We start from the raw sequence: 15,640 nt of genomic DNA on the forward strand, positions 1-15,640 counted from the left end.
TAATTAATAGACAATAATTCATTTTAAATTCAGTAAAAAAGAACTTAGCCTTCACTTGTTCTCTAATTTAATCCACTGGTAACTTGTATGTTAGTTATTCGGCATCTCTTCCCATCATTATTTGTGTAAATCGTCACCTTTTTCCCTGACAAAGACAAAGCAAGTGCACTCGAATACACTATATTCCGTTCTTCTGCAGAACCAGAGAAAGCAATCCAACCATAAACACCTGCATCACAATTATCAGGAGAAATATTTCCTGTTAATCTAATTGCAGGATCAGTTGCCGATGCTAGTAATGAAGTAATTTTCCCACTAGCATAATGTGAACCAGCTACCAATGAGCTGGATAACAAAACTGATGTACAACCCACTAAAATTTTGATGAAACGCATAATATTCCTTAAATTATTATCTATCAGTCCATTAAAAGACGAATGATTACAGTTTAAAATGCAGGTAAAACAAAACAGCCCGCTGCATTTAGTACTTTTGAGTGATTTCTATATATATTTAGAATTCAACTATTACAAAATGGTAATGTAAGTTGCCTTAAAATAATTACTTCAGTGTGGCATTCACCAGAAAACCAAACTTTCTTATTGGCCATTTTTGCTGCTAAGCCGATTGATAAAATTTCTTTCTGTCCGAGTAAAGATGGAAGCACCCAAACATAGATTGGATCACAGCCTTCAGCATTCCATTTCCCATCTGTTTCGAAATATAAGTGCTTGGCAGCGCCGTCAAATCGAACGTTAGTTATAAGGTTACCCGTAGCACTCGTTTTGTCTGCCAGAACATCAAACCCTGTTAGCTAACACCGCCAACACAATTAGTTTAAATTTAAACATTATTTGCCTTAATTATTTCGAAATATTATTTATTGATATGTACGCCAAGTTAAGAGGCGAAAAATCATTAACTTTAACTTTAATTTTGATTTTGATTGTTTTCAATCTGAGATCTTCGGGCCAAAATACCAGCCGGTTAAGTCATGCCAAGCAGGATGACTAGCTGCAGTACAATCTTTACCATCGTTGAACCATAGCGTTACTTTCTTGTTAGCCGTTTGAGCGGTTAATAAAGTGCTATAAATTATTTTACAGGTTTCAGGGCTGACACTGGATATTTCAGTTTCTAAATTACATAGTTTTGGCCACACTAAAGGGCCTATTGATTCAGCCAATAAATCTCCGTTTTTGGGGTTAATACTTACCCCTTTAACATTGCCAGTACAAACATAAGCTGCATTTGCTTGTGCGCTAGCGACTCCTGTTATTAACAAGCAGGCAATTGATAATTTGTTCATGTTAGTCCTTTATATTCTATTCAATAATAAGATACATAGTCTTATTTTATTATTTAAAATACGGTTGTTTTTATAACCGTATTTGGGTGGGTGTCTGCTATTTTTTCTATTTTTTTGATGACGTTAACCAGCTAAAATATGTAGAAACTGTCCTTTGCAGGAAGTGTCGTTATCATTTATATAAAGACGCACTTTTTTTCCACTAACAAGTGCTGTCATCAGCGTTGAATAAACAATTTTATTATTCTCTTCATTTTTAGACCACTTAAACCACTTCCCTTTAGGGCATGTAGCATTTCCAGTGTCCATATAAAATGAGATTGAGCCAGGTAAATATGTCGCTTCAACGAGCGTTACTTTACCGACGATACTTTCTAAAGCCTGCGCATTTAATGACAACATAATTAACATTATCAATATTATTTTTTTCAAATTTAGCTCCATATTTCTGATTTACTTCAATAACGTGATGTAATAAGGGCTTGGCGCTGTATTATATTTTTGAGGTTTCATGAAAAGAAGTGAGGTTTCCATAATATACCGCCATAGGTGTTTGAGTTGTTTTTTCTCATTATTACCCTGGGTATTCTATTGCATATAATTTACACCAAAAATTGCCACTGCCTGCCCACTTTTTATCTGTATGTCCATAGGCTTTGATTTTAGTTTTAGCTTGGTAAGCGGCAAGAATGAGGCTGAGATTCGCATTAAAACCAGCATCGCTCTTGCTTATCCAATATCCGTAACAGTTAGCCGTTGGGTTTGCAATACGAAAAACCACATCGCCACCACCAAATTGATTGTATGAAATGAACCTAGAAATTGTGGTGGCTTGGCTTGCCTCGGCAGCTTCAACATGGTTTATCCCAAGCAGTAATACGATCCCTAAAATAAATTTCTTCATATATTCCTAATAGATTTACCTGTAAATTTTTAATAACAAATAAAGCTATTTATATAGCCTTATTTAGCTAGCTATTTGCTCTATTATCGGTTGAACCAAATGAGAATCAATCTCATGTGTCACCGACCCCTTTTATTTTTCAGTATAGAACAGATATAACTTTACACTGACCCCAGTTATTCTTTTTGAGTCTAATTTTGGGGTGTCCCTTTTTATTGTTTCGTGCAAGTTGAATAGTCTATATTAGTATATGATTGGCTGTACTTATTCCATATTTGTGAAAACTTACCGTAGTTTAAGTTTACTTTATCTTTTATCTGACGTTTATCCATTTCATTTAAAAACACCTCCTTTAATGAAAAATAAGCTACTACACCGGTTATTTTATCTAAAATAAAATAACCTTTGTTATTTGAAAGTTTAATATTATAAGAATCTCCATCTAAACACCTGTAATGGATTGAAGGAAGCCTTAATCCTACGACATAGTTATCAACAATATCAAAACTAATAATACTTGGTTTTACAATCACATTATCACCTTTCGATATATAAAAATCATCTGTTCTATTTCTGATAAATTCATAATCATCAGTCAAAGATGCTTTAATAATATAAAAAATAATTAGTAATGATAAAAATATTAATATATTTCTTTTAAATGTTTTCATAATTAAAAATACTTATCTTCATATCTAATGTTTATACCAAACGGTGTACCTGCCCCATGCTGGGATATAGCCTGTTGGTTTAACCAGTTCCGTATACCCGTTACAAATTCATTGTTGGGGTTATCGTGAATATCAAAATCATAAAAATCATCATAAATCCGCCCATTAGGTGCTATGCCTATATGCCCAAATACTTTTAAGTTCCCTAAATTTGGAAAAGGAGATACCATTTTATGACCAAAAACTACTATTGGTGTTAACTCTCTACCGTCCACGGTAAGAGTTTTCCCATTTGCATTTCTCCACCACCATCTAGACTCTTTATATGTTAGCTCATGACCAACACCTGCATGACCAACTTTTAGCATTTTCTGCATACGTTTTTCAAAATTTCGTTTAATTCTAGCTGCATGGCCTATAGCAGCCTGATTAAACATATATTGAAATGCTGCGGTTTTAGCACCATTAGCAAACTTCCCACCAGAAATTACAGAAGCCGTACCTCCAATGACAGCAGAAACTGCAGTGCCATATGCAATATCTCCACCTGAAAGGTTACTCCCCCCAGGTAAGTATGCACCACCAATCCCTTTGGTAACCCCTGCACTAAAGAAACCATGACCAAAATTACCGCCACTCACTTTAGCGATAACACCACCAGTTATTGCATGTGCAGTAATTTGCCCTGCGACTTGGCCTGATGTGAGCATATTCCCACCAAAATCAATCGTTCCTGTGCTACCTTTATAATGATTACCTATTTTCTGAAAAGCCTTAGCAGATACATAAGCAATAGCTCCTGCTTTTAAAGATGCGCCAAGGTCACCTGTAACAGCATAAGTACTTGCTGAACTATAAGCAGCTAAACACTGAGCAGCTGCTGGTCCACAAGCATATGCTATTGCCACTTGCACAGCTGCATTCAAAATAGGTATTTTAGCAATTGACCGTAAAAGCTTCTTAGCACGCTTTAAAGGATTCCATGAAAAATACCCACTCGGATCTGTATAACTCATTGGATTATTCAACACATACGCATAACGATTATAACTTTGGCTGTTATTCGGAAATTGAATAAACGGATCAGCCTGCAAGAACCGCCCTACCTCAGCATCATAAACCCGACCATTCATATGAATCAAATCAAAGTGGTCAATCCCCTCATGCCCAGTATAACCACGCGTAGTTGCGGAACCTCGCGTTAAGTTACCCACCAAACTACCCACATTGTTATTTATAATCACCTTGGTTTTCTTGCCCCAAGGGTCATAAATAAACTGCTCAGCCATTTGTCCGTTTTCGTCGGTAATGGTAATAGCAGAGCCTTGGTAGTCGGTATGCGCAAAGAGCGTACTAAAGGTTGTTTCACCTTCTTTACGGGTTAATACTGCCCCCGCTATTTGGTATTTATGTTCAACTTTGCTGCCTGCACCACCGGTGCGTTCTATGCGCTCGTAAGCGCCAACATAATGGGTTTTATATTGTGTTAACCCTGAGTAGTTAATGCCACTTGGATTTTTTTCTTGAATTTTATCTTCACGCAAATAACGGCTACGGTTCGCGTATTTAAATTTACTACTTTGCACGCCGCTGGTAATTTGCCAAGGTTTGTCGAACGGTGTGTAATCATAGTCTCTGCTACCATCACTGGTTACATTACCGTTAGCATCGTAACTATAGTTGCGGTAACTGGTGTTACTGCCTTTTTGAATATTATGTAAACCACGGCGTTTTAACGGGTAAGCGCGCGTGCTGTCGCTATGGGTTTGCCACTGATAATTATAGGTATAATTATTTGCATGGTTTACTTCTTCTCTTTCTCCACCACTAATAGGCCAATGGTTACCAGGCGTAAAAACTGGTGGCCTTGGGTCTATAATTTCGCCAAAACGAACTAATTCACTACTGTATTTACGGGTAATATTGCCAATAAAGTCGTATTCATAGTTTTGCTGGTAGGCAAACGCTTCGTCAAGTTGGCTTACATCAATATTACTGTAATCAATGTTTCTTTCTTTTACGCGGTTAATACTGTCGTATTCAAAGTTTTCACTAAAGTTAATACTGCCTGCATAATTTTGATTACGCTCGGTTAAGTTGCCTACATAGTCGTAGTCGTAACTTAAGTTATGTAGTATTTGTCCACCCGACTTGGTTAAACTTATATTAGATACTCGGCCTATTTCGTCATAACCGTTGGTTTTACGGATACCTTTACCAATGGTTTCCTTTTTTATTCGGCCTGCGGCGTCCATTTCGGTAATTTCACGTAGCGTTAAGTTACCTTGTTTGATGCGTTTTAAGTAACCATATTGGTATTGGGTATTTACAACTAACCCTTTGGGTAACGTTTGGGTACTTACTCGGCTATAAGCGTCGTACGTTTGACTTTGTAAAAAGCTTTTCCCTTCAAAGGTTGTAGTTGTGCCAGACAAACGGCCTAATTGATCAAAATTAACACTTTGCTGCCACGTGGCCGTGATATTAATTTTAGACGCACAGTTAAAGCCACTTAATGCACTATTACTACTGGTAAACTGTTGTTGCTTAATGAGTTTCCCTACATTTTTATCGGCTGTACTCGTACCGTAATGAAAACAACTGACTGTTGCATTATAGCCGCCTAACGCTTGCTCGGTAGATTTAGTTTTTCGCCCTAATACATCGTAATAGTTACGTGACGTTAAATTATTTGCACTTGTTTGAGCCGTAAGTTCGCCAAAGGCATTATAAGCATATTGCCAATACCCTTTGTCAGGATCATACATGCTGGTTTTACGGCCTTCGTTGTCGTATTGCGTATGAATAGTGACTTTTTGGCTCGTATTGTTAGAAGCATAATTACTGACTTTGGTTAATTTACCGAACACATCGTATTGGTAGTCGGTAATAGACCTGACAAACGTTGTGATTGTCGTAGGTGGTGTCGTTGGTGGCGTTGGTTCAGTAGGAACATACAGCGCACTAAACATTCCCTTAAAGGCATCTTTTGCTTGTAACATTGTTTCGTCGCCACCCGTTTCTTGCGTAATAGTGGTATGAACGGGTGTTGTTACTTTAGTTAACTGCCCTAAAGCGTTAAGTGTTTCGGTGCGGGTATTTTGTTCACCGTCGGTGTATTTATTTTCTAAGGCGTTATACCTTCGCTTATTAATGGCGCCGTCTGGTAATTTTTCTTCAGTAACACGCCCTAAAACGTCATAATAAAAGGTGGTTTTATCAAGGGTTGTGGTTGGCGCTAAACCATTAAGGCTCGATTCAAAATATGCTTCACTGGTGGTTTTTCCACGAGCTAGTGCATCGAAAGTATAATATTGGCTTGACCATTGGTTTCCTGAAAAAGACTGTGTTTGTGCTTTTACTTTACGACCGTAAGCGTCGTACCACACCGTAGAACTTGGTTTACCACTTGAGGTTGTCGTTTCAGAAAAGCAAAGTTTCTGGGTATTAACAATACAGTTACCTAGATTAGTGCTTGAACTGTATGCGCGAGTAATCAAACTGGTTGTACCGTCAGCCCTTTGCTCTTTAACTAATTGGCCTTGAATATCAAAATATTGTGTTGTTGCTATTTGGTTAGGGCCTGTGGTTGTTTTTGACCAAATACGGCCATTAACGCTACCCGATTGTCCGTTATATAAATAACGTTCACTTTGCGCTATTGCATTCTCTACACCGGTAACAAAACGGCCATCTGAAGACCAAAGTGTTGTTGAACAACGTGATTCACTGGTGTTTTCGTCAATAACACAAACCTTTTCTTTGCTACCGAACGCGTTGTATTTATACGTTGTTTTTTGCTTTAAACCATCGATTTTTGACCATGCCAACATGCCATTAGCTTGATAACCAAAACTTGAACTTCTTGTTTTGCTTTCGCTACCACGGGTATGAGTTACTGATGAAGTATCTAATCGCCCTTTTTCTGCTCCGCCACCTAAACCATTATAAGTATTACGGGTAGTAACACGCGCTAACTCAACAGTCCCCCCTGCATTAGCAAATTGCTTGCTAGTGCTGCCGGTTAGATTCCCGAAGATGTCGTAATTTGAATCTAATTGGCTATGGCTAGAAAAAGCGACAGTGTTGTTAGTTAATAAGCGCCACTTTTTATCGGTAGCAATGTCAATGTATGGGAATAGACCAAATTTCGGGCTCCAAGTTGGAGCAAAAGTATTTGTTGATTCACTTAATACCTTTCCGTCGTAGCTTTGTGTTGTTGATATTGGCATACCTACATACGGAAAAGCTTGGCTATATTTGGTGGTGGTTTTTATGCCTGTAGTATTATCTATGGTGGCTAATTGTTCAAATCCTAATGAGCCACGCCCGAATCTGTGCATTAACATACCTGAATATTGATAACTAATAGATACAGGTTTATTTCGGCTTAGCTCGTCTTGGTATATTCCGTAAGAGTCGTAACCTATATTGGTTACGTTTGAGACAACCCAAAGGCCTAAGTTTGGTTGTACAAAGTCACTTTTAAAATATGTAGCATAGTATTTTGAGGCCGCATCTCGCCTAATGTTAATTAAAGAGTCTAAATAGGTTGAACCCGTTTGAATACGATTATTATCTTCTTGCAATAAACCATAATGAATTTCTGTTGTTTGTCCGAAACCGCTGGTAACCACATCAATAACGTTTTTACGTTGTTGTGGAATTTTAGCTAGCTTGTATTTCATTTGGCTGCCTTGCTCAAATAAAATATCTAACTGACTATCACCGTCGAAATCTGCGAAGTGCATTTGTTTTTTATCGTCAACATCTACCGATATAGTTAAGCGTTGAGTAAAAATGGGAATATTATTCTTATTTGCTTGGGCTAAATAAACTGCAAAATAGCTGCCTTTGTAAGCAAGAAGATCGGTTAAACCGTCGCCATTAATATCAGCAAAACGATGATAACCATAGATATCAGCATCTGATGCATTTAAAACATTCGTTGGAATAGCATTAGTGATAAATTTGCCATCGCCTTTCGATATTCCTACATGCCACTTACTGTTTACTCGATATAAAACATCACTTAAACCGTCACCGTTAAAATCAGCAATGCGAATATCTTCTTCCACATCAACGAAAGCTAAAAAGTTTAGTGGATATGCCGACTCATAATTAGGCGTACCGCTACTATTTACCGTCCCCATTAAAGCTACAGGTATGGTTAATGAAGTTGATCGATTGCGGTAAGTTTGTTCATTTTTTGCTATAAGTGGATCACAATAGGCTTTGGTTTCAGAACGTACGTAGCTATGATAAACAATTTCCCAATGACCGACATTGCTAATTTTAGGTGTAGGAGCAGTGCCAATTAACTTTTCACAATAATATTTTGAAACCGAGCCCTTTGATATCAGGTCTGAAATACCGTCGCCGTTTAGGTCTAAAAATGCAGCATTTTTAAGCGCGGGGGTTTGTAAATGAACTTTTGAGGCATTGCCGCCTAGGTTATTAGTCACCATGCTATTAGTGATTAATTTTTTGTAAAAAGGACTTATGTAACCACCAAAATTGTAATAAACCAACAAACCGGTCTCTTTTTTGGTAACCATATCAATAAAGCCATTACCGTCGACATCAAGCAATAAAGTGTTTTTATGGTCATCATCCCTATAGCTATTGATATATGTATTGGTTAGTTTATTATCTGCTGATAAAGCGAGCTTGTACCATTTTTTGTCATGTGGATAAATAACTTCCATTCGACCATCGCCATCAATATCAACAACTCTAGCGTAGTCAGAGCTTCCTTTACTAAAAGTACTTCGATGTGAGTCAGAGGTTTTATAAATAATTCTATTATCGCCTTCTCCTGTAGCAGACATAATAGCTATTGCCCATTTACCGTCATCAACATAATAGATATCGCTCAGACCATCGCCATTTGCATCTGCGGTAAGGTTTGTTTCAGAATTTCTAAAGTCACTATCAAAGCTAATATTTTTAACATCACCAAAAGGTTCGAAATTTGCAGTTTGGATGATTGTTTTCCATTTTTTACAAATTTGATGCCCTTTCGGTTTACCATAATAAGATGTGTTGTCAATGTCTTCGTCAAACCACGCTTCACACACTTGTTTTTCTCTTGTGCCCGTTTGTGTACTGCTCCAATTAAAACTCGAAGCAGTGAGGCACTGTTCAGTTGTATTTTCAACTAAACATTCTTGAATATCTGTGACACGGCTTATATTTTCTTCAGTTGGGGTGACATCTTCATCTACAATTCCGTTATCCCATGTAATGTTATAACGGCGAATAAGTGTTCCTGATTGTGTTAATTCGACATTATTTATGTATTTCGTTTGCGCGAATTGTCGGCCATATCTATAACCATAATGAGGTCTAGGGTTAGGAATATAATTTACTTTTAGCTCGTTTGGTGCGGCTGTTGCTCCCCAAGTAATTGTGTCTAAGTTAACTTCGTCTACCTCTGTGTCGCTAACATCGAGTGCGTTGGCGTGCGAGTAGTTGTAACTTATTTGGTTTGCTTTAATGTCTTGAATAGCGGCAATTAAGTAAGCACTCGGTGAAGATATGCTGCCAACATAAGCAGCAGCGTTAGCATTTACAGTATTAGTACCAAAGTAATGTGTTTCACCTGACTTAGTTTCTACTTCAAACCCTGTTGCGCCTTGGGTATTGGAGCTGGTGATAGTAATAACACTAAAGTCTGCAAATTCAGTATGGTATACAGCATTGGTTTGCCCATGCGTACCGCTTACTTTGATTAAACGCTGGCCGTTGTAACAATATTCATCGACAATCGATAAGTTAACTCCGGCAATATATCCGTCTTGGGCATAATTTTTAGGGCAACGGCTAATGCTTGTTAAACCAGAAAGTGACCAACCTCGACCTAAATTACTGTTACCACCGTTAGATGAGTAACTAAACGCCATTTGTGGAGCAACACCCGCAATACCTTGGGGTAATTTCAATGGTATTTGATAAGAAGCGGAGCCATCTTCTGCAACTCTAAAGCTACCGCCTGTAGCGCCTATTATTTCAGCTTGGCTCGTTTTGTATCGTGAGGCATTAAAGAATTTTTTATGAATATCACCTAGCAAGGTGTAATTTGGATATTGAATGTCTTTGTAGCCATCGCCATTTACGTCAATAAATTGGGCACCACTACCTTTTGATAAATCGACACCATCTCTGTTTACGCCGTGCACGCTAAAAGAGATTGACCCATTTTCTAAACCATACAAAATAAAGCTGTCATTTTGAATGTTCTGAGATCTTAAAACAACTTCAAGATCGCCATCGCCACTAAAGTCATGATACTCAATATTATAATCAGAAGGAGTTAGTGTTAAGGCATTAAATTGCGCTTCGGTTAGGATTTCTACTTTCCATACGCCATTTTCTTCATATAATCTAACTAAGGCATTATTAGGGTAAACAGATAAAGGTATAGAAATATCGGCATGAATGAGAACAAACTGCTTTGGGAGCTGTAAGTAAATATTCCCTTGGGGGTCTTCAAAAGCTTGATACTCCTGATATAAAGGCGTATCTCCTGCTTGTGTTACTGTAGATAAAAGGCACAACAAAAAGACAATAGATTTGACGAATCTATTAAACATACTAACTCCTGAAATATGTTCCCAAAGGCTACATATCGGTAATGTAAATTTATTCAAATTGATTTATTAAGGTTTATTATTATTGTTATTAGAGACTTAGTTCCTAGGCCAGTAGCACTTACTATTAAGGGAATTGCATCCTTGTAACGCGGCTAGTCTAAATTAAAGTAAAGAAAAAGAACAGGGAAATGTAACCAAATATTAACAAGACATAATTATCTATATAACATCAGTGGGTGTTTGTAACAAAATCACAAAACCAAAATGATAAATATTCAGTACGTTATTTGCACTATTTTTTATGAAGAGTTGATTGCAGCCATCGTGTTCACTGAATGTTTCATAGCCGTTATATCGGTTTAAAATTGGGTCAGCGTTTATATAAAAAAAGGATGCGTGCGCATCCTTTTTTTATATATGAATCGCAACTAACTAAATATTTTTATAGATAGATAACGTTGAAAGGAGATTACTTTTTCACAATAAAATAACCATTTAAACTCCGATTATGATCCCAACCATCAATGCAATCGCCTGAAATTTTAACAACAAAAGATTCATCTTTAGTTGTGTTTCCGGAGCCAACTAAAGTTGAAACAGAAAATAATTCAAGAACTTCACCACCATTAGCTAAACTATCAGCAACTGCATGACTTGAACATACTTAAGTTAAAAATACACATAATGCTTTTTCATACTTACACCTAATTTGATTAACACTCTTTGAATATAACGCCACATTAAGGGGCAAAAAATAGTTGGTCAAAATGTTGAACGGTGTGATAAAAACCAACTGTTTTATGTCCGTTTTAACGCCTTGCAATAGGTTTACTGCAAATACAAGCTTGAATATTCTTCTAATATGGCATCAAGCGCTTTTGTTGTACATCTTAAATTTTCAGTAACTAGTACAATAGGTGTTTTCTACCACATCTTAGTTATTTTAAAGTAGAACTTCGAGAACCAATTAAGGTTACTAAAGAATTTATTGTCATCATTTAGGTGAATAGAGAAATGTGGAGGTGGATTCAAATCAGGACAGTTTATTAATTTAACATCCGACCATTCAATTAGGATGTCATTAGGCAAAGTTGAATGATCAATTAATCCTTCAGGTGTAAAAATAAGTCCTAAACAAGTACTTCTGACAATTAAGAATTGAGCATATGAGTAAACACTCATAATAAGACCAATAGCTATAAATAATATTGAATATGAAACACTAATTTTCTCGATATACAGCCAATAAATGCCATATACAATTAAAGGAGGTTCAATGAATAAACTTAGTAATGCGTAAAATAATGCTTTACGTTTGTTTATCTCAATTTGCACCACAACTCCTTAAACGTTAACGCCTTGCAAAGCGGAAAGTAATGGTTGGCTATACTCTGTGAGACACGAGCGCGGCCAACTTTTTTTTGTCATGATTAATTTGCTTGTTAGACTTTATTTACTTAACTATATGTATACCTTAAATAATACACCATTTTGAGCTACTCGAACCTCGCCAAGGTTTGCCAGTGTATGCATGTATTTCAACATTGGAATTAGAATGAAATGCTGACATTGCAATACTTAAACTTGAGTTCAAGCCCGCTGTACCTTCTAATAATAAATATCCTGAGCTACAACTTGCTGAAGGTTTATCAGCTCTTATTAAAACATCACCACTCGCGGAACTGGAATGATACGCTCCCACCCAAATTATTTTCGTGCGGCTTGATTTCTCATACTCGGCAGCATATGTAATTGAAATGGTAAAAGTACATAAAATGAGAATGAGATAATTAAAAAATTTATTCATATATACTTTCCATTATTAGGATTAAAGTCTAACGCCTTGCTAAGCGGAAAATAATGGTTCGCTATAATAGAGAAGCGATGACCAACTGTTATTTTTCCGTTTGAGCAACTTGTTATGTTTTAGTGCTTAATTGTTATTACATTCATATCTTCAGTATCAGGCCAAACGGTGCAAGTATTTTTCCCGCCTGCGTCTACAATATTTTGAGTGCTATAAGCTGTCAAAGCTAAAGATAGTATTGCTTTACCTGTATCATCATCTGTTTTAATTTGCATTCGCTTCCTACTTTTAGTGTGGCAAGTTGGAGAGTCTGAGAGAGCTTTATCAAAATATATTGAGCACATATTTGCTCCATCGTAATAACCACAATAAATTTGAGTTATTTTTGCATTACTAACAGAGCCAGCTAATGTAGTCGATGAAACAACTGCAATATTTATAAATAGAAATGTGTTTAATAATAAAGTTTTCATTTTTGAATTACCAAATGTTGGATGAAGAAACACAACGCCGTTTTAAGCGAAAATTACAGTTGGCTAAAATAAGTGAGGTACGAGCAAATAGCCAGCTGTAATTTGTCCGTTTTGAAAACCCTTGTTATGTTTAATTTCCAGATACAGTGAGGTTTTTTACATTGCACCAATGAGACTTATCACCTCGATCTACGTAAGTAACAGCAACTTTATTCCCTGACATTAAGGCCGCAAGAGCTGTTGAATGAACAATTTTATCATGTGTCCATAATTCACAAGTAACGGCTGAGTTGTCTGGGTTATTACCTACGCGACTATTTCCATTAATATGTAACCATACATTAATAGATTCATCCGCTGTTTCATAAGCCTTGATAGATGTAATTTTAGCATTGGAAATAGTTAATTCCGTAGCTAATGATGTACCTGAAAAAACAAGAAATAAAGATAAAAGTATCACTCTCAATTTTGAACTCCTTTAAACATAACTCCCCATTAAGAGGCTTTTAATTGTTGGCTAAAATGTGAAGCAAAGCGGAACCTAACCAATTGTCAAAGTCCTGCTTGGATGGCTTGTATGGCAAAGTAACAAATTTATTTAGGAAATACATTGAGCCCTTCAATAGAACAATGCCACCAACCACTACTAGTTGTCTCTTTATATCTCACAGTCCCTTTGAATGTTTTACTCGCCATCATAGTTAACATAAGTGAATACAATTCCTTATAATTTGGATTAGCCTTTGCTAATCGCCCACCTTTGTTGTGACTACAACCTGGCATACTGCCACTTTGAAACTCCACATAAAGTCCATCTCCTGGCTCTAGATAAAATGCGGTTGGGTATAAAGAATCTTGTTGTGGTCCGACCTTTAGTTCCGTGGCATTAGATAACGAAGTAAAAGTACAGAAGACGATAGCGGGTATTACTTTTTTTTGCATTTATAAACACCTTAATTTAACTTGTTTGCTTAACGCCCTATTAATGGGTAAATAATTGTTGGCTAAAATAAGCGACGAAGGAGCAAAAACCACGGTTATTTGTTGATTTTCTTATTAGCTTTTATTTACTGCTAGTGATGTGCTTGATTCTTGATATCCCTTGAATACACCCATCTATACTTAGCGAAAGTGATTGTGATGAAATATGAGCAGAAAGGATCAGCGAGTAAATCTCGTTGAAATAAGAATGTTTATCATCAAGTATATAATAATCTGCACGACCACATCCTCCTAAATCATACATTCCTATTTGTTTAACTACCCCCCTGCGCGGCCTTCATACCAATGAATAGTAGTAATTTTTCCGGTACTTACTCCCGATGCTGCATTCGCAGAACCAAAAATTGATGTGCATACTAAAAATAGAATGGTGTAGATAATATTTTTCATTGAGATATCTCTGAGTTAATTTAGAAAGCTAACGCCGTTTTAAGCGGAAAATTGCAATGGGCTAAAAAGTGTAGCTGAGTGAAACAGCCAACTTTTTTTATCATTGTTGAATTTCTTGTTATATTTAATTTGTCGTAATATAAGCATGCCTTAAATCTTCTGAGGTTGAGGCAAGACTACATTGTCCTGTTCCACCTAATGTAATAGTCTGCTTTGAAACTTGAGAAGCCAACAAAATAGAAAGAATATTTTTCCCTTCATTAGTTGATCCATCAAAAGTAAATCTCCATGAACTAGTACCACAAGTTTGGCTTGATATAGCACCATTAACTTGTATTTGACAGTTCTGGCTGATTCCAGTTGTGTGGCAAACTACTTTATTAATAGTCCCGGTAAACGAAGCTCCAGCAAAAGAGTAACTAGAAATAACAAGACTTAGAAATAGACACAATATTCTCATTGATACACCTTAAATATAACGCTCAATTAAGAGGTAAATAATAGTTGAAAAAAATAAGCGACGAAGGAGCAAATAGCTAGCTGTTATTTGTCCTGCTTGAACGGTTTATATTTATTTACCCCATTTTAAGAGGAATGAGTACCTCCAAGAGTCATTTCCCCTACGGTACAATTAGCATCTTTTAACCACAAAGAAACATCCTTATTACTCATATATGCAGCAAGAAGGTTGGCATGAATAGCCTTTATTCCAGGGTGAGTATGATATATAGAAGCATATTTAGCTCCATATCCACTTTGTGAAGTACAGCCACTTAACTCAGGTGATAAACGAACATTTATCCCCCCATTTTGAGTCACAACTAATTTCACTACTTTTGAAGAAACAGTCCAACCTGCCTCCGCTGCTTGAGAAATTACAGGGGTCAAGATCAAACTAAATAAAAGCATATTTTTTACATAGGTTTTCATTGATATACATCCATATTGATTTATAAAAATAACGCTTCATTAAGAGGCAAATAATGGTTGGCTAAACTAATCCACGAAAGAGAAAATAGGCAACTGTCTTTTTGATTGACTTGTTATATTTTTAGCAGCTAGGGCTACCAAGGCATTTTTCCAATTTTGATCCCCAATAGATCTTGAGCGTTGCCCCAATGATTACAAGTAGTATTTACTATAAGATCTACTGATTCTTCACCTGTTGCATATGCGGTCATCACTATGCTAACCATTTCTTTAAAATTAGGTGTGTTACTATCAATGGCAAAACGTTTCGTAGTTGCGCATGAAGACATCGTAGATTTATCGCCGTCAATATCAACAAATAAGATACTTTTTGTACCACTATAGTAAACACCAGCACCTACTATTGTTCTTTCTCTAAAATATTCAGCAGCTGACACACTATTGATAATCATCAAGCTAGCAATCGTAATAATAATTTCTTTCATAATTAATCCTAAATAAATACGTAAGTCTATTGGAAAAATATAACGCCACATTAAGCGGCAAGTAATAGTTGGCT

At 36.4% G+C, this 15,640-nt stretch carries 13 protein-coding genes; all 13 read right to left on the reverse strand.

The annotated features are described in order from the left end of the window. Positions 1 to 62: 62 nt before the first annotated feature. A complete protein-coding gene (locus H4J52_RS05805) occupies positions 63 to 395 on the reverse strand; it encodes a hypothetical protein (protein ID WP_182224362.1) in 333 nt (110 codons plus the stop codon). A gap of 557 nt (positions 396 to 952) precedes the next feature. After that, positions 953 to 1,309 carry a hypothetical protein gene (locus tag H4J52_RS05810; protein WP_182224363.1) on the reverse strand — a complete coding sequence of 119 codons (357 nt, stop codon included), beginning with the start codon at positions 1,307 to 1,309 and terminating at the stop codon, positions 953 to 955. 123 nt (positions 1,310 to 1,432) lie between these two features. After that, the gene (locus tag H4J52_RS05815; RefSeq protein ID WP_259367822.1) at positions 1,433 to 1,741 is read right to left on the reverse strand and encodes a hypothetical protein; all 309 of its coding nucleotides are present in this window, start codon (positions 1,739 to 1,741) and stop codon (positions 1,433 to 1,435) included. 142 nt (positions 1,742 to 1,883) lie between these two features. Further along, a complete protein-coding gene (locus H4J52_RS05820; protein ID WP_182224365.1) occupies positions 1,884 to 2,213 on the reverse strand; it encodes a hypothetical protein in 330 nt (109 codons plus the stop codon). A gap of 212 nt (positions 2,214 to 2,425) precedes the next feature. Beyond that, on the reverse strand, positions 2,426 to 2,884 hold the full coding sequence (locus tag H4J52_RS05825; RefSeq protein WP_182224366.1) for a hypothetical protein: 459 nt from the start codon (positions 2,882 to 2,884) through the stop codon (positions 2,426 to 2,428). A gap of 2 nt (positions 2,885 to 2,886) precedes the next feature. Further along, positions 2,887 to 10,479: an FG-GAP-like repeat-containing protein gene (locus H4J52_RS05830; protein ID WP_182224367.1), complete on the reverse strand. Its 7,593-nt coding sequence runs from the start codon at positions 10,477 to 10,479 to the stop codon at positions 2,887 to 2,889. Between the two features lie 1,474 nt (positions 10,480 to 11,953). After that, complete coding sequence (locus H4J52_RS05835) at positions 11,954 to 12,286, reverse strand: hypothetical protein (protein WP_182181140.1); 333 nt, start codon at positions 12,284 to 12,286, stop codon at positions 11,954 to 11,956. 119 nt (positions 12,287 to 12,405) lie between these two features. After that, positions 12,406 to 12,759 carry a hypothetical protein gene (locus H4J52_RS05840; protein WP_182181141.1) on the reverse strand — a complete coding sequence of 118 codons (354 nt, stop codon included), beginning with the start codon at positions 12,757 to 12,759 and terminating at the stop codon, positions 12,406 to 12,408. 130 nt (positions 12,760 to 12,889) lie between these two features. Beyond that, positions 12,890 to 13,225 (reverse strand): hypothetical protein, encoded by a 336-nt coding sequence (locus H4J52_RS05845; RefSeq protein ID WP_182181142.1) that lies wholly within the window; start codon positions 13,223 to 13,225, stop codon positions 12,890 to 12,892. A 128-nt stretch (positions 13,226 to 13,353) separates the two neighbouring features. After that, positions 13,354 to 13,701: a hypothetical protein gene (locus H4J52_RS05850; RefSeq protein ID WP_182181143.1), complete on the reverse strand. Its 348-nt coding sequence runs from the start codon at positions 13,699 to 13,701 to the stop codon at positions 13,354 to 13,356. 574 nt (positions 13,702 to 14,275) lie between these two features. Then, a complete protein-coding gene (locus H4J52_RS05855; protein ID WP_182181144.1) occupies positions 14,276 to 14,611 on the reverse strand; it encodes a hypothetical protein in 336 nt (111 codons plus the stop codon). A gap of 125 nt (positions 14,612 to 14,736) precedes the next feature. Beyond that, positions 14,737 to 15,081, reverse strand: a complete 345-nt coding sequence (locus H4J52_RS05860) for a hypothetical protein (RefSeq protein WP_182181145.1) — start codon at positions 15,079 to 15,081, stop codon at positions 14,737 to 14,739. A 134-nt stretch (positions 15,082 to 15,215) separates the two neighbouring features. Continuing rightward, a complete protein-coding gene (locus tag H4J52_RS05865) occupies positions 15,216 to 15,566 on the reverse strand; it encodes a hypothetical protein (protein ID WP_182181146.1) in 351 nt (116 codons plus the stop codon). Positions 15,567 to 15,640 lie beyond the last annotated feature (74 nt).

Source organism: Colwellia sp. MB02u-14, assembly GCF_014076915.1.
Lineage (GTDB): Bacteria > Pseudomonadota > Gammaproteobacteria > Enterobacterales > Alteromonadaceae > Colwellia_A.